Origin of the sequence: Flavobacterium magnesitis (genome assembly GCF_041729735.1) — a bacterium.
GTDB classification, from domain to species: Bacteria; Bacteroidota; Bacteroidia; order Flavobacteriales; family Flavobacteriaceae; genus Flavobacterium; species Flavobacterium magnesitis.
Genome location: NZ_JBCFQK010000010.1, coordinates 106,536 through 128,872, shown reverse-complemented (window position 1 = coordinate 128,872; position 22,337 = coordinate 106,536). Strand labels below are relative to the sequence as shown.

Below are 22,337 nucleotides of genomic sequence, written 5' to 3'. Positions count from 1 at the left end.
ATTACTAAACGGTATTATATCCACAAAATCTTTGCTTGTTAAGCTTAAAAAAATGTACTTTTATTGCTTTTTTATTTGACTACTAATTTTCAATAACTTCATTTTGGATAAAAAGATTACAATTGCAATTGATGGATATTCTTCTACAGGAAAAAGTACTTTGGCTAAACAACTCGCTAAAAAACTAGGTTACGTATATGTGGATACAGGTGCTATGTACCGTGCTATTGCTTTTTTTTCGATGCAACATGGATATATTAATACGGATTCTTTTGATAAAGAAGCATTGATAAATAGTTTGCCAAGCATTCGTCTTCAATTTCAATTTAATCCTGATTTGGGTTTTGCCGAAATGTATTTGAATGATGAAAATGTGGAGAAGCAAATTCGTACCATTGAAGTTTCTAGTTTTGTCAGCAAAGTAGCCGAAATTCCTGAAGTTAGAACGAAACTAGTAGAACAACAACAAGAAATGGGAAAAAACAAAGGTATTGTAATGGATGGAAGAGATATAGGAACCGTTGTTTTTCCTGATGCCGAACTTAAAATATTCATGACTGCAAGTGCGCAAACCCGTGCTCAAAGACGTTATGATGAATTAGTCCAAAAAGGAGATACTGTAACTTTTGAAGAAGTTTATAAAAACGTGGAAGAACGTGATTATATCGACACACACAGAAGCAATTCGCCATTAGTAAGAGCTGATGATGCAGTAGAAATTGATAATTCTAATCTTAATCGTGAGGAACAGTTTAATTTGGTTTTAAATCTAGTGGATGAAATTCTTAAAAAGAGTTGATTTTATGTATAAGAGCCTGTTTAAAATTCATCAAAATTAATTTCCCCAAACCCTAAAGGGTGTAATTTTGATGAATTTTTAAGAAATTTTCCACCCTTTAGGGACGGGGAAAAGAAAATTTATTAAAAAAATAAATAAATTTAAACAGGCTCTAACTAGTGTTTGATTTCTAGGATTTTTAAATAAACAAAATCTTCCAATGAGTATGAAATTTAGGCTAGCTTTAATGAGTTTCCTCCAATTTTTTGTTTGGGGAGCCTGGTTGATTACTATTGCGAATTACTGGTTTGGAACAAAAAACTGGGATGGAACAGAATTTGGTTTGGTCTTTAGTACCATGGGAATAGCTTCTTTGTTTATGCCTACGCTAACAGGAATTATTGCTGACCGATGGGTAAATGCTGAAAAATTATATGGAATACTTCATTTGCTGTATGCAGGAGTTTTATTTTGTTTACCAATAATAACTGAATCCGCTACTTTTATCTATGTAATTTTACTGGCAATGTGCTTTTATATGCCCACAATTTCGTTGTGTAATTCAGTATCTTATAATGGATTACTTATTAGTAAAAGTGATATTGTAAAAGATTTTCCTCCTATTCGGGTTTATGGAACTATTGGTTTTATTGCAGCAATGTGGATAACTAATCTGACAGGGAATAAAGCAACAGCGTATCAGTTTTATATTGCTGGAATTGCAGCGGTTATCCTGGGGATTTATGCTTTTACTTTACCAGAAAGTAAACCGCAAAAACTAATAAAAGAAAAAGCTTCTACAATTGATATACTCGGTTTGGGTGCGTTTAAGTTATTTGCTGATTATAAAATGGCATTGTTTTTTATTTTTTCCATGTTTCTGGGAAGTACATTACAGCTGACGAATGCCTACGGCGATATTTTTCTGGATGAATTCAAACATTTTCCTAAATATGCAGATTCATTTGTGGTGAAATATTCCACAATTATAATGTCTGTTTCTCAAATATCTGAAACCTTATTTATATTAGCAATTCCGTTTTTCCTGAAGCGTTTTGGGATAAAAACAGTAATGTTAATTAGCATGATGGCCTGGGTGTTGCGTTTTGCTTTTTTTGCTTTTGGCAATCCGCTGGATGGCTTGTGGATGATTATAATGTCTTGTATTGTTTACGGAATGGCATTCGATTTTTTTAATGTTTCAGGTTCTTTATTTGTAGAAACCAATACCGATTCTAAAAACCGTGCTTCGGCTCAGGGAATGTTTATGATGATGACGAATGGTTTTGGCGCTGTCATAGGAAGTTTTACTTCGGGATGGGCAATAGATCGTTTTTTTACTAAATCCTTTAAAAATACTACCGAATTAGCTGCTTTTTTAAAAACCGAATCTTACAATACTTTATTGATGGATTTTGTTAGAAATCAGCATATAAAAGTTGATCCAAACGGAGTTTTAAGTCAGGTTGTTTTTATGAAAGACTGGCAAAGTATATGGTTGTCATTTGCTTTGTATGCTTTAATTATTGCTGTGGCTTTTGGCATTTTGTTTAAACATAAACACGATCCAAAAGTGATTGAAAATTACAAGTTGGAATAGTCTGCCAATAAGTTAGTTTTTTACTTGTCTAGTGAATGCTTTAAATCTTTTCAAATTGTTAAAAGGATTTGTTGTTCCCTTTTTAATTTGTAGCTTGCTGTTTCAATTGAAAAGACTATGGATTTCTCATTTTTTTATTCAATCATTACCGTTGCAATAGGGCATTTATTTATATTGTTCTATTTGCATGACGACTCATTCCTAAAATGTTCTAAAGAGTTTATAAAGTAAGCCCTGTCTGCCCAAGACAGGGAGTTTTTCCTATTTCTTTATAAATTAATAATTCATCAATCATTACTAAGCTGATTTATTGTTGTTCTTTTCCAATTCGAAAGTATATGGGAGGAATAATTTTGGGTACTATTCAATGAAGCTTTAAGTATTGATAAAAAAAAACAAAAAATGATTCAAGCTGCAGAACAAGAAATTATATTAACAACAGGTATTTATGATTTGATTAAAGATCATATTAGAAGAAAAAAAGTAACTGTTGAAGAAGAAGAAGTTTTAAAAAATCAATTAAAAAAAGCAAAACAGGTTACCCGAAAAAATTTGCCTTTAGATGTGGTAACAATTGATACAAAAGTTACAGTTAAAAATAAAGTTACAAATCAGGAGGAAATATATACTCTTGTAGCGCCTGATCGTGCAAAAAGACGCAACAATACCGAATCTATTTTAAGTACCATTGGTTTGGCTCTCGTTGGATGTAAGATAGGCGATGTAATTTACTGGAATTTTAATGCTGAACAAAAGGAATTAGAAATTGTAAATGTTGAGCGATTAGTGTAATTCAAATTGCATATTAAATTAAAAAAGTCGTCTGTTTCTGTATTGAAACGGGCGACTTTTCTGTTTTTAAAATGATTTTTTATCGCGAATTTTTCGAAATATATTAATTGCAATTATCTTGGGGATGTGGATTTGTTTTAACAAGGAAACCACCAATGCATAAAATACAGTTTCCCGTTTTTTAGAAAAACTTTAATATGTCCGTCAGAAATATTGTTTTTGTCTTCTCTTAATTGAATAACTTGTAATTTACCTTCTCCATAAACATCTAAAGTGTCAATTGCGTTGACCGCATTAGGGAATAATTTTCTAAGGTCTTTTATTGTAGTATGCGAATTTAAAATTACATTATTGTATTTTAGGTAGTTCTTTTTAGTAAAACGAAATTCATCAATGGCAACTTTATCTTTGCTGTTTTCAAATCGGGAGCCGTTTTTGTATAAATATTTGTCTTCTAAATCTTTGCTTCCATCGGGATTTTCAAAAATATAAGCACAAGGTTCTTCTTCGCTCATTAGTTTTGTACTGTCCGCTTTTCCAAAAAATAATTCAAATTCTTTCAATGAAAAATACCTGCCCAATTTTCCATTAAATAGCATTTTGTTCGCATCAAAAACTTCTATTTGGTTTGTAGTTTTATTTGTGGATGGTTGCTTTTCTGGATTACTTGAACTTTGAGTTGTTTTATTTGTTTCCAAATGATTTGTTTTTGAGTTGTTGCAAGATTGTAGTAGCAAAAACAATACAATCAAAAAAGAAAAAATTGGTAAGGTGGATTTTTTCATTTTTTAATGGGTTTTATTTATACATATTCTTTGCTAATTCAGTCAATTCATAAGAAAAAGGATTTACATCTTTATTTCTTTTTATTAGACCTTTTTTCAAATCAAGCATTTTGTTTTTTTGACCTATTGATTGTGACGACAAATCTAATTCTTCAGCAATTTCTCTTGCGATTAAAGGTTTGTTTTGGCTAGCAAGTTCCATAATTATATTTATATCTGTTTCAGGTAGTAAGTCTTTATTTTCAATTTGTTTTAATTCATTTTGAATATTTTCTGCAATACTTTCTGAAATGACTTGGCTATGACATTTATTACAAGTGTAATTTGTAAATTCTAACAAAGGAATTTGGTCTTGGGTAAAAGTCTGATTGCATTCTGGATTAATACAATGTGTTCTTTTGGAGGAAGCAAGAAAATCTTTTATTAATGGATTAAAATTAAAGGGTCTTTCAATGAAATACTTTCTATGCTTTGAACCTTTTGGTTTGCCCCACATTAAATTATTTTTTACAGCTAAACCGTAATTTATGCAATAAATAGAAACTAGTTTTCCGTCTTTATCACTCATTTCAGTATACTTACTTATAAAATAATTAAGTTCTAATGTATTTAGAAATTTTTCTAATTCTGGAATAAAATGAAAATGACTAGCATACGGTGAACTTACGATATATGATTCTCCAGAATATTCAGAACTTGTTATTTTTCTTTTTATTTCTGTAAGTTTATCAGTATACTTTAAAAGTAATTCTCGTAATTGTAGAATATCAATTTTCTCATTTATAGACATTAATGAGAAAGTTGTTTTATGAAAAAAGGGTTCAATCTTATCTTCATAATATTTTTGTGCAGCTGATTCAATATCGCTTTTATTTATTTTTTTGTCATAAATAATTTTACTTTGATAACAATATGATAAAATATAACCTATAATTCTTGGCACATTCATTGAAGTTTGAAAAATTAATTCATAATATTCTTCAATTGTATTTCTGCTAGTGTCGAAATAATCACTAGAACTTTTACCAGTGAAAAAGGTAATTCTTTTTTCTATTAATCTTTTTGTGAAATCAATAGCTCCTTCTTCCATTTTATTTCTTTCGAATTCTGAATATAAATTATAAAAATCAAGGTTTATAATATCTATTTTACCGGGATCGATTTTTCCATAATGAATTCTATTAGGGTAAGCAGCTATTTTGAATTTAATGAACTCTTCGGACCAATTGTTTAATGGGGCTAACAAAACGTCAACAAAGGTTTCAATTGCTGTATCATCAATTTCAGAGAAATCATCTAATAAAATTACTATATGTTTTATATTTAAGTCTTTTAAAACCTCTTTAACTTCTTCTATGAATGTTTTTATTTGAAATATTTGCATATAAACTGAAGAAAAATTTGTTTCAACCTCAGATGTATTATTAATTCCTTCTTTTTTCGAAAAACTGTCGTTAAAAGATATAGAAGCATCTAAACCTTTTTCAGATATTCCTGTTTTTAAATCAATTGGACCTGTTTGTGATTGTTTTTCTTTTGCAGTTGAATTGGAGTTTTTTTTGTTGAATGCAATATTCTTAATTATAGGAATTTCTATTTCTTTTAAAGCTTCATTGTCTTCGATTTTATTTTTAAGTGCTTCTATTTTTTCTTTCACTTTTTTTGATTTAGTGTTAGAAATAGCATCTAAAATGTTATGGAAGAATGTATCGTATCGTAAATTTATTTCAACTAATAGTCTTGAAAGGACACTCTGTAAAAAGCTTCTTTCAATTAAATATTTTTGTAATGATTTCGGATCCAAGTATTCAGTAAGATAATCCAAATTGATATATTCTGTTTGAGCAGATTCATAAACAGTTTTTACATCAATATAACAAGGTAAATAAAAATCATTTTTTCTTAATTCTTGTTCAATTCTTAAAAATATGGTAGATTTTCCAGTTCCTTTTCTTCCAACTAAATAAGTAGTATTATCTTTTAAGCTTTTCTTTAAAATATGCTCACTTGGTAGTAAATCAGTATAAAGTTTCTCTAATAAATTTCTTCCCTTTTCATCTACAAGATCAGCTCTTCTATATTTTTTTAAAGATTCGACTGCATTGAAAAAATTATCTTTATCTGTTGTGTTCATATTTTGTTTTTTTTAGACTTGCTACCAACTCCAATATAGTTGTATAAATTAGAACTGTTATGTTCTAAAAATAAAGCAATGGGCGCAAGTTTTTTTTTTTTTGTATTTGATTACTCAAATATATTAAAATATTCTTACAAAAGTTGTTCTAGAAACAAAACGAACTAAATAGCCCTGATGGAAGCGGCATCCTCTTGTTTCGTCTCTAAAGACGAGACAAGAGATAGAGCGGACAGCAGGAGGGAAGTGCTTTGAAAACCAACTCATTGTGCTCCTGAAAAAGAAAAAAAGTGTATAAATGGTGTTGAGTTTGGGTTTAGTGGTGATTATCAGTGGGATTTGTTTTGTAGTTACATAAAAAAGAATTAATTTTGCGCACCTTTTGGTGAATAAGAGTTTCCTTTAGGTATCAACTAATTATACAAACAACTTCTGTTGTTTTCTATCACATTAAGAAACTCGAGAGAATACAGAATACAAATTTTTTATCAGCATGTCTGAACAAATTAAATCACAAGAAGAGTTTTTAGCAAATTTTAACTGGCACAACTTTGAAGAAGGTATTGATGCAGTAGATGAAAAAAACTTACTAGAATTCGAAGAATTAGTATCAAAAACTTTCATTTCTACAGATCAAGAAGAAGTAGTTGAAGGAGTTGTAGTTAGAATTACTGATAGAGACGTTATCGTTGATATCAATGCTAAATCTGAAGGTGTTATTTCTTTAAATGAATTCCGTTACAATCCAAACTTAAAAGTAGGTGACAAAGTTGAGGTATTAATTGACATCCGTGAGGACAAAACAGGTCAATTAGTATTGTCTCACCGTAAAGCACGTACTATTAAATCTTGGGATAGAGTTATTGCAGCTAATGAAACTGGAGAAATCGTTAATGGTTTCGTTAAATGCAGAACTAAAGGTGGTATGATCGTTGACGTTTTCGGAATTGAAGCGTTCTTACCAGGATCTCAAATTGACGTTAAGCCAATTAGAGACTACGATGTTTACGTAAACAAAACTATGGAATTCAAAGTGGTAAAAATCAACCACGAATTCAAAAATGTTGTTGTATCTCACAAAGCGCTTATCGAGGCTGATATTGAAGTACAGAAAAAAGAAATCATCGGTCAATTACAAAAAGGACAAGTATTAGAAGGTGTTGTTAAAAACATTACTTCTTACGGTGTATTTATTGACTTAGGTGGTGTTGACGGATTAATCCACATTACTGACCTTTCTTGGTCAAGAATCAACCACCCATCTGAAGTTCTTGAATTAGACCAAAAATTGAACGTTGTAATCCTTGATTTTGATGATGAGAAAACAAGAATTCAATTAGGATTGAAACAATTAAACGCTCACCCATGGGATGCATTAGATGCTAACTTAACTATTGGTGATAAAGTTTCTGGTAAAGTAGTTGTAATCGCTGATTACGGTGCGTTTATCGAAGTTGCTGAAGGTGTTGAAGGTTTAATCCACGTTTCTGAAATGTCATGGTCTACTCATTTACGTTCTGCTCAGGATTTCGTAAAAGTAGGTGATGTTGTTGAAGCAGTTATCTTAACTTTAGATAGAGACGATCGTAAGATGTCATTAGGTATCAAACAATTGACTCAGGATCCATGGACTGATATTACTTCTAAATACCCTGTAGGTTCTAAACATTCAGGTATCGTTAGAAACTTTACAAACTTTGGTATTTTCGTAGAATTAGAAGAAGGAATTGATGGATTAATCTACATCTCTGACTTATCTTGGACTAAGAAAATCAAACACCCATCTGAATTTGTAAATGTTGGTGAAAAATTAGATGTAGTTGTATTAGAATTAGATGTTGACGGACGTAAATTATCTTTAGGTCACAAACAAACTACTGCTAATCCTTGGGATCAATACGAAGATTCTTTCGCTGTAGGAACTATCCACAATGGTGAAATTTCTGAAATTGTTGACAAAGGAGCTACTGTAGAATTTGGAGATGATATCGTTGCTTTCATTCCTACTCGTCACCTTGAAAAAGAAGACGGAAAGAAATTGAAAAAAGGTGAATCTGCTGATTTCAAAGTAATCGAATTCAACAAAGAATTCAAAAGAGTTGTTGCATCTCACACAGCTATCTTCCGTGAAGAAGAAGAGAAAAATGTGAAAGCAGCTACTGAAAATACTTCAAACGCTTCTACTAATGCACCAGCTGCAACTTTAGGAGATAACAATGATGTATTAGCAGCATTGAAAGCTAAAATGGAAAAATCAGAGAAAAAATAATTTTCTGATTCTTTAAATAGAAAAGCCTCACAGTAATGTGAGGCTTTTTTTTTTGATAGTACTATTGATTTTTTTTGATTTTATTGCTAATTTATTTCTTACATTAGCATTATGATACCCCCAAAATCTAACCTAAAAAGTACAGTATGATAATAAAACTACTTTCTTTTATAAAACACAATTTTATAAAATGCTCTATTCTTTTTCTATTCTTTTTATCCTCAAATAGTTACTCGCAATGCGCTGGAGAAGATGCAAGTCTGACTATTTGTGATATTCAGGATCCAGCCAATAGAAATATTAACCTTTTTAATCTTTTGGGCGGAAATCCAACTGCCGGAGGAGTTTGGGTTGATAATTCAAAACCGCTGGAAGAAAATGAATTTAATGGAATATTGGATGCTCAAGCATTACAAAACAGTGGTGTTTATAGTTACACCTATGTTCAGCATTCTTCTGTTTGCGTCGATAACGAAGCAACTATCACGGTAAATATTGGGCCTTATACAGGAGTTACCAGTCCCAATGTTTCTACTTGTAATGATGTAGAGTCTTTTAATTTATTTTTAGCTTTTGATGGAACCCAACTAGCTCCTCAACAAAATGGAATTTGGACTGCTAATGGAAACCCTGCTACGTTATTGGGAAGTTCTATTAATCCAAAAGATTTAGGTGTAGGAACTTATTCGTACACTTATACCATTGCTGCTGTAGATAGCTGTCCTGCACAATCGGCTACGGTTTCGGTATCTGTTTTTAGAAAGCCAATATCAGGTAATTCTGATGATTTTATTTTGTGTAGTACTGATAATTTAGCAGCGTACTCTAATTTGAATTTGAATACTCGATTACAAGGTCAGGATCCAGGAGGAAGATGGAGTGAAATTGAGTCTGTGACTAATGAAATAACGAGTTTAAATGATAACCGTATTAATGTTCAGAACATTTATAATACCCGTGGTCCTGGAATTTATGAATTTACTTATACTGTTTTATCAACAAATCCAATTTGTACAGAATCAAAAACTACTGTCAAAATTAGTATCGAAGAACCATTAGATTTTACAGGAAGTACCTTAGTAGTGAATTCGGATATTTGCGAAACCGAAATAGCTACTGCAACTTACACCGCAATTTTAAAAAAAGAACCACACTCCATTCCTGATGGAGAATACGATGTTACTTATACCATAAGCAATAGTTCTACTACCGTAAGTAATGTTGTAAATGGAAATTTTATAAACGGAACTTTTACTTTTAATGTCGATACTGCAAATCTGCAGGCGGTAGGGAATTATACTTTTACTATTACAAATATTGTTTATACCAATAGTTATGGAGTTTGTACTAGTATTCTAGGCACTATTTCAGATGTTTTAACTATTTCTCCTTTGCCTCGTATCAATTCGGCTACTGTAAAAATTGATCCAATATGTAAAGGATTACCAGCTCAGGTAGAAATTTCAGGGGATACTAATTTGACTAATGGAAATTACCGCATCACTTATAACTTATCGGGAAATAATACGGCTACAAACCAGCAACTGGATTTTACGGTCACTGATGGTGTGGGGCTTTTTACAATTCCCGCTAATTTGATTCCAAATGTGGGTGTGAATACCAATTTGGATATTACTAACATTACCAATTTAACAACGGGCTGTACAAATACAGCAGCTTTGTCAAAGGTATTTACGGTTAAGCCTTTACCGAATGTTGCTGCAGTTGTTTTAAGCATCAATAATATCTGTTTGAATAAAGAGGCCACAATTCAGCTTTCGGGCTTAGGAAGTTTGACTAATATTACTTTAGATTATTCTTTATCAGCTGCAAATGTAATTTCGAATCAAAGCGTTACTCTTGCCGTGAATTCAGGTAATGCGAGTTTTGTAATTCCAGCTTCAGTTCTTACTAATCCAGGAAACACCACATTCACACTGAATACTTTATTGGATAATTCAGATGGTTGTACCGCTATTAATTTGAATAAAAATCAGTCCTTTTCTGTGAGTGCTATTCCTGCTAATCCAGTTGGCAATAATTTTAATTTTTGCAAAAACGATTTAAGTACCATTGCCAGTTTAACGCCAAATGGCTCGCAATACCAATGGTTTGATTCTGCTTCAAGTACTACGGTTTTAAGTGCCACAACGCTCTTGGTTACAGGAACCTATTATGTAAAAGAAGTGAATTCTACAGGATGTGAATCGGGAAGAACAGCTGTTAGCGTAACTATTAATACGGTTGATTCGCCAACATTAGATACCGATGGTGAAAACTTTTGCGGATTAGATCAACCAACCATTCAAAATTTAAGTGATAAAACAACTGCAAGTGGAATTTTATATTGGTTTGATGCTGCTGCAAATGGCAATCAATTAACTTCAGACACACTTTTGACTGAAGGAATGACTTATTATGGTTATAATTTCTCAACTGCTACTAATTGTTATTCGGATGCTTTAGAAGTTACGGTTTCGCTTTCTAATTGTAATGTAACGCCTGATTTTTTCATTCCAGATGGATTTTCTCCAAATGGTGATCAGGTAAATGACGTTTTTAGAATTCCAAAAATTGAATTCATCTATCCTGATTTTACTTTAGAAATTTACAACCGCTACGGAAATTTAATGTTCAAAGGAAATCGTGATAAACCAGAATGGACTGGTAGAAATTCAGATTACAATGTGGGAATTGATGGAATAGCGCCAAACGGAGTTTATTTTTATGTTCTTCAATTTAATAAAGGAGATAAAAAACCTGTTCAGGGAAGACTATACCTAAACCGATAGTTGATTTTCATTACATTAAACTAAACTTCGAAATGAAAAAAATAATATTAAGTATCAGTTTTTTATTCTTGGTAATAAAAGTATCTGCACAGCAAGATCCTGAATACACACACTATATGTACAATATGAACATTGTCAATCCCGCCTATGCAACAGGCACTCAGGCAATGTTAGATTTAGGGATTCTGTATCGTTCGCAATGGGCTGGAGCCATTGGTGCTCCTAAAACATTTAACTTTTTTGGACATACTTCTTTGAGTAAAAAAGTCGAAATGGGCTTATCCATAATTTCAGATGACATTGGTGATGGAGCTTTAAAGGAAGACAACTTCTATGCTGATTTTGCCTATGTTCTGGATGTGAGCAGTAGCGCAAAATTGTCTTTGGGGTTAAAAGCTGGATTTACTTCATTTAAAACTAATTTTAATGGCTTTAAATTCGAAAGTGGCGATTCTTCAACCGATCAGGCATTTGCTGAAAACGTAAATAGTATTTTTCCAAATGTAGGAGTAGGAGCTTACTATTTTACCGATCGTTATTATTTAGGATTATCGGCTCCTAATTTATTTTCTTCAAAACATATTGAAGAGAGTACGGGTATAAATGCCTTCGGTTCTGAGAAAATCCATATGTTTTTTACCGGAGGATATGTTTTTGACTTATCAGATACCTTTAAGTTAAAGCCTGCATTTATGTCTAAAATTGTTCCAGGTTCAGCGGTTTCCTTAGATCTTTCGGCAAATGTATTATTTAATGAAAAATTCGAACTGGGCGCTGCCTATCGATGGGATGATGCCGTAAGTGCTTTAATGAGTATTAAAGTTTCGCCAAGTATTAACGTAGGTTACGCTTATGATTACACGACTTCTAATTTTGGACAATTCAACTCAGGTACACATGAGGTTTTTGTATTGTTTAATATAGATTTACTAGGCAAAGGATATGATAAATCACCAAGATTCTTTTAATATGATAGCGATGAAAAGAATATACCTCATTTTAATTGTACTTACAATACAATTTACGCAAGCGCAAACGCAAGATTTACAAAGAGCCAAACGCTTATTTGAAAGAACCTATTACAGTGAAGCCATTCCTGTGTATGAGACTATTTTAAACGAAAACCGTTCTTTTGAAGTAGTAAAAAACCTAGCCGATTCTTATTATTATACTAATGATTACGCTAATGCACAAAGACAGTATCGTTTTTTAATTTCTAAATTTCCAGAAGCTGCTACTGCCGAAGATTTTTTCAGATATTCGCAAACTTTAAAAGCTGCAGGAAATTATGAGGAATCGAATAAAGTGATGCTTGATTATTTTGTGAGTACCAATAATCAAAAAGCCATAGAAAATTTTGAAAAAGCCAATCGGGTTTTAGAAAATATCTCGGCTTTAGGCAATCGATATGATATTAAAAATATGGTAATTAATACGCCAAATTCAGAATTTGGAGCAATACCCTATAAAGATAAATTGGTCTTTTCGGCAGTAATAAGAAAGCCATTTACTTTTGAAAAAATGTACAAATGGAATAACGAAAGTTACTTGGATTTAATGTCGGTTTCGCTTAAAAATCCTAAAATTGATTCGATTAAAAGATTCGCTATCGAATTAACCACTTCATTACATGAATCGAATGCTGTTTTTACTAAAAATGGAAAGACAGTGTATTTTACCAGAAACAATTCTAAAAATGGAGTGAGAGCTAAAAATGATAAAAAAGTCTCAATGCTCCAAATTTTTAAAGCCGAATTAATTGATGGAAAATGGAGAAACATTACTGCTTTACCATTTAATAGCGATAATTATTCTGTTGAACATCCTGCACTGAGCAATGATGAAAAAACATTGTATTTCGCTTCAGATATGCCAGGTTCATTAGGTTCTTTTGATATTTACAGTGTGGCTATTTTAGGTTCTGATTATGGTACGCCAAAAAATCTTGGAACAACAATTAATACTGATAAAAAAGAACAATTTCCGTTTATTTCAAAAGATAATAAGCTGTATTTTTCTTCTAATGGTCATGCAGGTTATGGCTTTTTGGATGTTTTTGTTTCTGAAATCAAAAACAATGAGTTTTCTACGCCAATGAATGTTGGTTTACCAGTAAATTCAGGATATGACGATTTTTCTTTTATAATAGATTCAGATAGCAAACACGGTTATTTTGCTTCAAATAGAAAAGGAGGAAAAGGAAGTGATGACATATATGAAGTGAGTGAAATTCAGCCTTTAGTTGTTGAAAATTGCATGCAGTATATTTCAGGAATTATTACTGATGTTGATACTAAACTTCCTTTGGAAAATACGAAAGTAAGTTTGCAAGATGCGAATAAAAAAGAAATAGAAACTGCTGTAACCACTGCTGATGGAAGTTTTTCTTTTTCGGTTGATTGCGAAAAAAGTTATGCCGTTCATGCTTCAAAAGAAGAGTATACCAATGCTTCAAAGTTCTTAAAAACCAATAAGGATAGAAAGAAAATAAATGATGCTTCTATGGCTTTAAAATCCGCTGAAAGTATCAAAAAAGAAGAAATAGCTATTCAGCAACAAAAGAAAAAGGAAGCAGCAGTTATTGAGCTGCAAAAGAAAAAAGACGCATTAGCAGCTGTAGCGTTAAAGAAAAAAGAAGCTGCAATTATTGCTGAAAAAGCTAAAATTGAAAAAGAAATTGCAGCTAAAAAAGCGATTGTAGAAGCCGAAATCAAGAAAAAAGAAAAAATTGAAGCAATTGTTGCTACTGAAAAAGATATCGTAAAAGACAAAGAAAGGTTGTTGATTAAAACGGATCCTATTTACTTTGATTATGATTTATGGTATATTCGAAAAGAATCAAAACCTATTTTGAATCGAGTAATTGAATTGATGAAAAAATACCCGGATATGGTGGTTGAAATAGGTTCGCATACGGATAGCCGTGGAAATGATAAGTACAATTTAGATCTTTCTGCAAAAAGAGCCAATTCGACCAGAGAGTACTTCATTAATCAAGGAATTCCATCGAAACGAATTTTAGCTAAAGGTTATGGTGAAAAAGTTCAAATCATAAAATGTGTACCTATTGAATCTTGTAGCGAAGAACAACATGAATTAAACCGAAGAAGTGAATTTGTGATTAAGAATTTGTAAAGACTATTTATACTAAAGTGAGGTTCTATGAATCTCACTTTTTTTGTTTCTATGAAAACTATTTTATTTTACTTCGATAATTTTATTTTTCGCACTAATTCCATTTTCATTAAAAGCTTCAATGGTGAAATAATACTTTGTTCCTTTATCTAAACCTCTAAAATCATAAGTACTATCTTCATAAACCATAATGCTGTTGTATAATTTATCAGGCGAAATCCCATAATAAATAGTGTAACCAATTGCGTCAGCTTGTTTTTTCCATACAATCATAACATTTCTGGTATCTGATGTATTTTTGTTTACTTTAAATCCAGAAACTGGTTTTGGTTTCTCCATCAATCCGTTACCAAAAACCCTGAAATCCGAAACGGCAAACAAACCTGAAGCATTATGGATATTCTCCATTTTGATGTAACGAGCTTCAATTGATTTTGTTAATTCCACATAATCATGAGGAACATCTTTATCATTTTTCGATTTGTCAATTACCAATGTCCAGTTTTGAGCATCATCAGACATGAAAATTTTATACTGATAATAAATATCCATCGCTTTGTTGTACTGAGTGGCTTTATGATCTGCATAATTAATTTGTAAAGCGTTAATTTCCATTTTTCTTCCTAAATCTATCTGAAGCCATTCACCTGGATTTCTTGTTTTTGCTGACCAATAGGTTTGAATATTTTCATCTGTTAAGTTTTCTGCACCATAACAAAATTTTTCATAGACTTTTTTGCCGCCATTGTCTACCCGATGCGTTTGAACTTCCATACAATCTTCTGAAGAAGAAACAGTAACCGGCTTTTTGTATGAAAGTAACATCCAGCCAGAGGAAGCTCCTTTTTCATGATTCCGTTTTTGTGTTGGAAGTACGATTGGAAAATCGCCATAAGATGTGTTAGAATACATGATACCATCCTCATCAAATCCTGCTGGAAACATATCGATACGACGCTCAAAACGATCTTTTATGGATATTTTACAAGTTCCAGTATTCCAATAATTTCCGTAATTATCGGCAAAAGTGTTTCCGTGACCCGCTCCAATTACAAATCCGCCTGGTTTATAGGACATCGGATTGTGCTTTTGGTAAGTGAAAGGGCCTAACGGATGATCACCTACATGAACTCCGTTTGCATAGCCTTTAAATTCCGTTGCAGGAGCTCCGTATTGCATGTAATATTTACCATTGTGTTTGGTCATCCATGCTCCCTCAATAAAGTTACCCCAAGGTGCAGGTTCCATATCATTGTTGGCCCCAAAACGTTCCCATCCATGAGAAGCAGGATCTAAACCAACCACTTCCTTTATTTCCCCATAAGGTCTTTGAATATCTTCAACTTCTGTCGCTTTATATAATTTAGCATAATCAGCCTGATTTCCTTTTGGAAGCCATGTTTTATAATCTACTTCGACACCTACAAGAGGTAATTTTCCGCTTGAACCGTAGTACACATACACTTTTTTATCATCATCCTGAAAAATGGCCGGATCCCATGTTGGTAATAGGGCTATATCAACGTGTCGTAACCATCTTCCTGATTTTGGATCAGCTGTTTTCCATATTGGATGATCTCTTTTCCAGGTGGAACCTACATAAAATAAGGTGTCATTTACTACCCAGGCAGCTGGTGCGCATTGGTCATCATCTGCTGGTCGTCTTTGAAAACTACCGTATACAAATTTCCAATCAGACATGTCCTTACTCCAGAAAAAACCAGCCTGATTAGTCGCAAATAAATAATATTCCCCTTTAAAAGTAATGATAACAGGATCGGCACTTGAACGACGGGATTCTAGAATACCATTGTGATTTTCAGTTGTATAATTGTAGCCAATATTGATTGGGTTACAATAAGTAGTTGCGGGTTTATTTGGGTCGAACCATTCTGTTTTTCCATGTTCATTCTGTGCTGATGTCTTGAAATTAAAACCAATCAATAACAGTAAAAGCAGAATTGAATATGTTTTTTTCATTTTTATCTTTTATAATTTTTTTTAGAGAACTAAATCGTAATCTTGAGATTCCTACGGAATGACAAACTTTGTGTGCAAAAAAATCAAAACTTTGTCATTAAAAAAAGCCCTTCGTTAACCAATACGAAGGGCAATTACTAATTAACCAACCAAATTATTTAGTTAATTCAAAACTAACTTTCTTGTCGGCAGTTGAACTTCCTCCTACGAAAATATCAAACTGTCCAGGTTCTGCTACGGATTGTAAATCAGAGTTGTAAAATTTTAAATTTTCAACTGTGATCTCAAAAGTCACCGTTTGCTTTTCGCCTTTTTTAAGTGTTATTTTTTGGAAACCTTTCAATTCTTTAACTGGTCTTGTTACAGAGCCAACTAAATCTCGAATGTATAATTGAACCGTTTCTTTTCCGTCAAAATTTCCTGTATTGCTTACATCAACAGTTACTTTTAATTTGTCGCTGAAATTCATTTTATCAGAAGAAATTTTCAGGTTTGAATATTCAAAAGTGGTATAACTTAAACCAAAACCAAATGGGAATAAAGGTTCGTTTCTTTCATCGATATAATTGGATCTGAATTTTTCGAATTTTCCTTCTGTATTAGAAAGTGGTCTTCCTGTGTTTTTGTGTGCATAATAAATTGGAATCTGACCTACGCTTCTTGGAAAAGTTGTTGTTAATTTTCCAGAAGGATTTACATCTCCAAATAGCACATCGGCAATAGCATAACCAGCTTCACTACCGGCAAACCAAACATTTAAAATAGCTGAAACAGTAGCATTTTCGTCATTTATAACTAACGGACGTCCGTCAAATAAAACTAAAACTACTGGTTTTCCAGTTTTTAATAATGCATTCAATAAATCTTTCTGTGCTTGTGGAATTTCTAAGTTTGTACGGCTGCTAGATTCCCCACTCATTTCAGCAGATTCCCCCAATGCCGCAACAATTACATCAGATTGTTCAGCCACTTTTAACGCTTCTGCTAATAATTCTTCTTTAGAACGGGGATCACGGTGAAGCGTTTTACCAAACATGGTTGCATTGGTTTCAAAAGTTTCATCATAATCTAAATTACTTCCTTTAGCATATAAAACTTTCGTGGAATTTCCTGCTACTTCTTTAATCCCAGCCAAAAGTGAAATTGCATTTTCCATTTTTGTTGCTACACTCCAGGTTCCCGGCATGTTTTCTTTGGCATCCGCCAATGGTCCGATAAGTGCAATAGTTCCTGATTTTTTAAGTGGCAATGCTTGATTTTGATTTTTTAATAAAACCAATGATTGTGCTGCGATCTGGCGTGCTTCTTTTCTGCTATCTGCTGTAAAAATTTCTGTTTTAGCTCTTTTATCATCACAATATTTATACGGATCGTGGAATAATCCTAAGTCATATTTTGCTTCCAAAATCAATTTAACGGCATTATCAATTGCTTCGATTGTTACTTTTTTCTCGTCTAATGATTTTTTCAAAGTACTCAAGAAACCATCTCCTACCATATCCATTTCAACTCCGGCATTTAATGACATTGCCGAAACTGTTTGAAGATCACCCATTCCGTGTGCTATCATTTCAGGAATTCCTGTAAAATCGGTAACCACAAAACCTTTAAAACCCCATTGTTTTCTTAAAACATCTGTCATTAGCCATTTGTTTCCAGTGGCTGGAATTCCATCAACTTCGTTGAAAGAAGCCATAACAGAGCCAACACCAGCGTCAACTGCTGCTTTGTATGGAGGAAAATAATCATTAAACATTCGGATATGGCTCATGTCAACCGTGTTGTAATCACGTCCACCTTCGGGAGCGCCGTATAATGCAAAGTGTTTAACACAGGCTAAAATTGAATTGTTTTTTGAAAGGTCATTTTGCTGATATCCATTCACCATAGCTTTGGCAATTTGGCTTCCTAAATACGGATCTTCTCCTGAACCTTCAGAAACTCTTCCCCAGCGTGGGTCACGGGAAATATCGACCATAGGGGAGAAGGTCCAGTTGATTCCGTCGGCGCTTGCTTCCTGAGCTGCAATTTGAGCACTTCTTTCTATTAAGTTCATATCCCATGTACAAGATAATCCTAAAGGAATAGGGAAGGTGGTTTCGTATCCGTGGATAACATCCATTCCAAAAATCAACGGAATTTTCAAGCGGCTTTTTTCGACTGCAATCTTTTGCGCTTCTCTAATTTTTTGTACTGATTTAATATTAAATAAACCGCCAACCTTACCTTCTGCAATTTTTCTTGCCACATCAGAGCTAGTGGATTGACCAGTGGTAATATCTCCGGATGTTGGTAAATTTAATTGTCCTAATTTTTCATCCAAAGTCATTTTTGACAATAACTCGGCTATAAATTCGGTTTTTGGTTGAATTTTAACGGCTTTTTTATTTTGCTTCTTTTGGCTATATCCTAAGAAAACGGAACCTAAGAGAATTACAATTAATGTCTTTTTCATTTTATTTATTTTTATTTTGTTTAAACATCCAGTCATAAATGTCTGGGTTGTCATATACTTTTGACCAACTATCATGAGCTGCATCATCAAAAATCGTAAGTTGAACATTCGAATTACAGCTTTTCAATTTTTTATAAATGGCTATGGAATAATCCACATGAACCACATCATCAAGAAGTCCATGAAAAATTCGGGTAGGGATGTCCTTAATTTTACAATTCTCAATCATTGGAACTCTGTCTACAAATCCCGCAATGGGTACTAATGCCGCAAAAGTTTCCGGATGTGCAAAAGCAAGATTCCAAGCGCCCCAAGCTCCCATACTAAGACCCGTGAGATAAATTCTGTTGCTATCAATATTGTTTTCTTTTTGAATTTTTAAAATCAAACGGTACAATACTTCTTCATTCCAATATTCATTCTCTGGACATTGAGGTGCCAAAACATAACTGTCCAATTCATGCATTTTTAAGTATTTAAACGGACCGTGCACTTTTACTTTTTCAATATCGGTTCCTTTTTCACCAGATCCATGAAGAAAAATAATCAAAGGCTTTTTTTCTTTGGTATTTGCCGGAATGTGTAAAGCATAGCTTAACTCGTGTTTTTCAACAATCTCGGTTTTTAGTTTCCCATTGACATCCGATTGTGAAAAGGAATGCAATGAAAATAAAAGTGCCACTACTATAATTTTATACTTCATTGTTTTTAAAAATTATATTTTTCAGAATGAAAACCTAACTTTAATAGGCCTTGTTTTACCTCGGGTGCATTCATGAACAACTTCCATAATAAGCCTGTACGATAATTTTCTAACATTACAACTTCAGGACCTTGGTCAATTGCCAAATATCTTTTTGCTGTCCATTTATTATGCAAACTAACTGCATCATAAAAACCAGCATTTCCCCAAGTTTCATTTTTATGATTTTCATAAAGGTTTCGCATTAAAGCAATGGACTCTTTTGGAGTATACACAATGGAGCTGATAGCTGCTGTTGGCGAAATAACCCCCTGATCATTACTTGGCATGTGCGCATTATATCCTATAGAACCATCAGGGTTTCTGGAATAAGAGGCTGTTAAACCCCAATAACTTGGTCCATAACCTTCAAATTTATTTGGATTTTCGACACAATACTGATAGTTTATTTTTGTTTGATTAACATTCAAATCCAAGTAATTAGCATATTTATCACTCAGTTGATTTGGATCTAAACCAGCATAAGAATAATGTGCCCAAAATAGAGGTCCTCCAAATTCTTCAGCCCCATTGTGTTTTAAAATTAAGGGGAGATTGTATTTTGTATTAGAAGATACAATATCACCGTTTCTTGCCCATCCTTTGTGATACGCTTTTGCGTCAACTGAATGTGTTGGTGATGAAGCGGCTAATACATAAGTAATTAAACACTCATTATATCCTTCTAAAGCGAAATTCATTTGCCAGTTATATGTTGGCGACCAATGCCAATAAAGGACATTTTTATTGTTAGTATACCACTGCCAGTCAACAGCTTTCCAAAGGGCGTCATATTTTTGAGCAACTGCTTTTTCTTTTTCAGAGCCGTCTTTCAGGTATTCACGGACTGTAATCATCCCCGCAACCAAAAATGAAGTTTCGACTAAATCGCCACCATTATCCTTAGTTCCAAAAGGTTTTACTTTTCCTGTATTTCCATCGATCCAATGTGACCAAGCACCGTGAAAACGATCTGCTTTGCCTAAAAAATCTGCAATTTTATTCAGTCTTTCTATACCTTGTTCTTTTGTAATATAGCCTTGAGACATTCCTGAAACCAATGCCATTAGTCCGAAACCAGAACCTCCTGTTGTAACAATATTCGAATCATTTTCCGGATAAATTCCATCTGGATGATAACGCTCTCGTGCTAAGCCAGAATTTGGCTCTGCATAATCCCAGAAATATTTAAAAGTTTGTTTTTGTACAATATCAAGAAGTTGTTCATCAGTCAATGTTACGCCAGAAGTATTTTCCGCTGCATTTTCTTTTGATTTATCTGTATTCGAGCCGCAACTGAAAGAAGTAAAAGCTAAAAATAAAACTATAATCCTAATCATTATAAAAATTTTAGTATTGAATAATAATCACTTCCTCCACAATTTTGAAGGAAGTGATTGTAAAGTTTAATTAATATCCACCAGGGTTTTGAGAAGAATAACCAACTGATTCTCTAATAAAAAAGGTAGGAAGAGGCCATAACTCATGTTTTCCAACAATAAATGTTTTTCCATCTGCCGCCATTGCAGCAGGAGCCTGACCTGTTCTTACAATATCAAACCATCTGTCATGCTCAAAGGCTAATTCCACCCTTCTTTCTTTCCAGATAGCAGTTCTGACATCTGTCTGAGAGACAGCAGGAGTATCGCCCAGGTTTGCTCTATGTCTAACCTGATTCAATAGGGGGATAGCTGCTCCAGTTTGTCCTAATTCATTTAAAGCTTCTGCCTTCATTAATAGTACTTCTGCATATCTTAAATATCTAAGATTTGTATCTGTAAATTCCTGATTATAAAAATCTGATGAATAAGCCTTATAATTATACATTGGATTCGTTACAGTTGAAGCTACAACTCTGCCATCGTATAAAGTTGAACCTCTAAAGATAATCGTAGCATTTTTTCTGACATCTCCAGCTTCATAAGCATCTGCCAAACTTTGTGAGGGTATATTGAAACCCCAGCCCCAGCCACCAGCCCCACGTGGTGCCTGAGAAGCAGTATAATTACCAATTCCGAGTTTTTGATCAGATGTTGATGAACCTACACCATTGATTTCAAAAATAGATTCAGAACCAAATTCTCCTTCTTTTTTAAACATTGATGCATAATCTGATACTAAAGAATAACCAGTTACTTTATCACAGTTGTCAATCACTTTTTGCCAATTTTTTTGATACAAACTGACCTTTGCCAATAAAGCGTAAGCCGAACCTTTAGAAACTCTTTGCTTATCATTATCTGTATAAGAAGATTTATCTGATAAAGCTTCTCCTGCCTCTGTTAAATCCTTTTCTATAAAAGCGTATACTTCTGCTGGTGTTTTACGCGTTAACTGCATAATCCTGTCCTCCTCTGAGCCTTCTACAGGTAAATGATCTACGATAGGAACGCCTCCATACCCTCTAACTAATGTAAAATACATAAAAGCTCTCATAAACTTTGCTTCTCCTATTAATCTGGTTTGCAATGCCGGAGTAACTTTATCCAGTTGTGGCAATAAATTTAATGCTTGGTTAGCTCTATTGATGCCAGCATAATTAGCTTTCCAGATACCTTCGAATGATGGAGTTGAAGCATTGTAAGTTAAGGCATCTATGACATCTTTGTCTGTTCCAGTATCTCCAGGATCAGAACCTTTATCGGCATCATCTGAAATTATACTCGTAACAGCATTCCATGCAAAAGAGGACATATCCCACGATAAAAATTGATTGTATATTGCTGTAACTAATTCATTAGCCTTGGCATCCGTATTAACATATTCCGGATCAACTGGAATTTTATCCGTTTGATCAACATCTAAAAAATCATCTGAACACCCTGAAAATAATATTCCGGCAAGGACAAACATTGATATATATATTCTTTTCATA

14 protein-coding genes are annotated in these 22,337 nt (G+C 33.1%); 7 read left to right on the top strand and 7 right to left on the bottom strand.

Annotation, left to right across the window (positions count from 1 at the left end; translation table 11 throughout):
- Positions 1-103 precede the first annotated feature (103 nt).
- From cmk to AAGV33_RS08750, 3 genes are all read left to right on the top strand, one after another.
- Entirely contained in the window at positions 104-799 is a 696-nt protein-coding gene (cmk, locus tag AAGV33_RS08760) for a (d)CMP kinase (RefSeq protein WP_373391594.1), read from the top strand.
- 199 nt (positions 800-998) lie between these two features.
- Positions 999-2,378: a nucleoside permease gene (locus AAGV33_RS08755; RefSeq protein WP_373391593.1), complete on the top strand. Its 1,380-nt coding sequence runs from the start codon at positions 999-1,001 to the stop codon at positions 2,376-2,378.
- A gap of 402 nt (positions 2,379-2,780) precedes the next feature.
- A complete protein-coding gene (locus AAGV33_RS08750; protein WP_373391592.1) occupies positions 2,781-3,170 on the top strand; it encodes a GreA/GreB family elongation factor in 390 nt (129 codons plus the stop codon).
- A 137-nt stretch (positions 3,171-3,307) separates the two neighbouring features.
- Here AAGV33_RS08750 and AAGV33_RS08745 read toward each other — a convergent pair whose 3' ends face one another.
- Entirely contained in the window at positions 3,308-3,955 is a 648-nt protein-coding gene (locus AAGV33_RS08745; protein ID WP_373391591.1) for a hypothetical protein, read from the bottom strand.
- 13 nt (positions 3,956-3,968) lie between these two features.
- Complete coding sequence (locus tag AAGV33_RS08740; protein WP_373391590.1) at positions 3,969-6,089, bottom strand: winged helix-turn-helix domain-containing protein; 2,121 nt, start codon at positions 6,087-6,089, stop codon at positions 3,969-3,971.
- A gap of 493 nt (positions 6,090-6,582) precedes the next feature.
- On the opposite strand from AAGV33_RS08740, the gene rpsA reads away from it, so the two are divergent.
- The 4 genes from rpsA to AAGV33_RS08720 all read left to right on the top strand — a co-directional run bounded on the left by rpsA (position 6,583) and on the right by AAGV33_RS08720 (position 14,285).
- Positions 6,583-8,358: a 30S ribosomal protein S1 gene (rpsA, locus tag AAGV33_RS08735; protein ID WP_373391589.1), complete on the top strand. Its 1,776-nt coding sequence runs from the start codon at positions 6,583-6,585 to the stop codon at positions 8,356-8,358.
- A gap of 146 nt (positions 8,359-8,504) precedes the next feature.
- Positions 8,505-11,150: a T9SS type B sorting domain-containing protein gene (locus tag AAGV33_RS08730; RefSeq protein ID WP_373391588.1), complete on the top strand. Its 2,646-nt coding sequence runs from the start codon at positions 8,505-8,507 to the stop codon at positions 11,148-11,150.
- 32 nt (positions 11,151-11,182) lie between these two features.
- Complete coding sequence (locus AAGV33_RS08725) at positions 11,183-12,118, top strand: PorP/SprF family type IX secretion system membrane protein (protein ID WP_373391587.1); 936 nt, start codon at positions 11,183-11,185, stop codon at positions 12,116-12,118.
- Between the two features lie 10 nt (positions 12,119-12,128).
- Positions 12,129-14,285: an OmpA family protein gene (locus AAGV33_RS08720; RefSeq protein WP_373391586.1), complete on the top strand. Its 2,157-nt coding sequence runs from the start codon at positions 12,129-12,131 to the stop codon at positions 14,283-14,285.
- 63 nt (positions 14,286-14,348) lie between these two features.
- Here the strand turns inward: AAGV33_RS08720 and AAGV33_RS08715 are convergent, their stop codons facing one another.
- From AAGV33_RS08715 to AAGV33_RS08695, 5 genes are all read right to left on the bottom strand, one after another.
- A complete protein-coding gene (locus AAGV33_RS08715) occupies positions 14,349-16,265 on the bottom strand; it encodes a discoidin domain-containing protein (RefSeq protein WP_373391585.1) in 1,917 nt (638 codons plus the stop codon).
- Between the two features lie 154 nt (positions 16,266-16,419).
- The gene (bglX, locus tag AAGV33_RS08710; protein WP_373391584.1) at positions 16,420-18,720 is read right to left on the bottom strand and encodes a beta-glucosidase BglX; all 2,301 of its coding nucleotides are present in this window, start codon (positions 18,718-18,720) and stop codon (positions 16,420-16,422) included.
- Between the two features lies 1 nt (position 18,721).
- Positions 18,722-19,423: a carboxylesterase family protein gene (locus AAGV33_RS08705; RefSeq protein ID WP_373391583.1), complete on the bottom strand. Its 702-nt coding sequence runs from the start codon at positions 19,421-19,423 to the stop codon at positions 18,722-18,724.
- A gap of 5 nt (positions 19,424-19,428) precedes the next feature.
- On the bottom strand, positions 19,429-20,802 hold the full coding sequence (locus AAGV33_RS08700) for a glucoamylase family protein (RefSeq protein ID WP_373391582.1): 1,374 nt from the start codon (positions 20,800-20,802) through the stop codon (positions 19,429-19,431).
- Positions 20,803-20,872: 70 nt separating this feature from the next.
- Positions 20,873-22,336: a RagB/SusD family nutrient uptake outer membrane protein gene (locus AAGV33_RS08695; protein ID WP_373391581.1), complete on the bottom strand. Its 1,464-nt coding sequence runs from the start codon at positions 22,334-22,336 to the stop codon at positions 20,873-20,875.
- Position 22,337: the final 1 nt, after the last annotated feature.

Coding starts and splice junctions, on each gene's coding strand:
- AAGV33_RS08755 (WP_373391593.1), top strand. CDS start 999: ATGAGTATGAAATTTAGGCTAGCTTTAATGAGTTTCCTCCAATTTTTT.
- AAGV33_RS08750 (WP_373391592.1), top strand. CDS start 2,781: ATGATTCAAGCTGCAGAACAAGAAATTATATTAACAACAGGTATTTAT.
- AAGV33_RS08745 (WP_373391591.1), bottom strand. CDS start 3,955: ATGAAAAAATCCACCTTACCAATTTTTTCTTTTTTGATTGTATTGTTT.
- AAGV33_RS08740 (WP_373391590.1), bottom strand. CDS start 6,089: ATGAACACAACAGATAAAGATAATTTTTTCAATGCAGTCGAATCTTTA.
- rpsA (WP_373391589.1), top strand. CDS start 6,583: ATGTCTGAACAAATTAAATCACAAGAAGAGTTTTTAGCAAATTTTAAC.
- AAGV33_RS08730 (WP_373391588.1), top strand. CDS start 8,505: ATGATAATAAAACTACTTTCTTTTATAAAACACAATTTTATAAAATGC.
- AAGV33_RS08725 (WP_373391587.1), top strand. CDS start 11,183: ATGAAAAAAATAATATTAAGTATCAGTTTTTTATTCTTGGTAATAAAA.
- AAGV33_RS08720 (WP_373391586.1), top strand. CDS start 12,129: ATGAAAAGAATATACCTCATTTTAATTGTACTTACAATACAATTTACG.
- AAGV33_RS08715 (WP_373391585.1), bottom strand. CDS start 16,265: ATGAAAAAAACATATTCAATTCTGCTTTTACTGTTATTGATTGGTTTT.
- bglX (WP_373391584.1), bottom strand. CDS start 18,720: ATGAAAAAGACATTAATTGTAATTCTCTTAGGTTCCGTTTTCTTAGGA.
- AAGV33_RS08705 (WP_373391583.1), bottom strand. CDS start 19,423: ATGAAGTATAAAATTATAGTAGTGGCACTTTTATTTTCATTGCATTCC.
- AAGV33_RS08700 (WP_373391582.1), bottom strand. CDS start 20,802: ATGATTAGGATTATAGTTTTATTTTTAGCTTTTACTTCTTTCAGTTGC.
- AAGV33_RS08695 (WP_373391581.1), bottom strand. CDS start 22,336: ATGAAAAGAATATATATATCAATGTTTGTCCTTGCCGGAATATTATTT.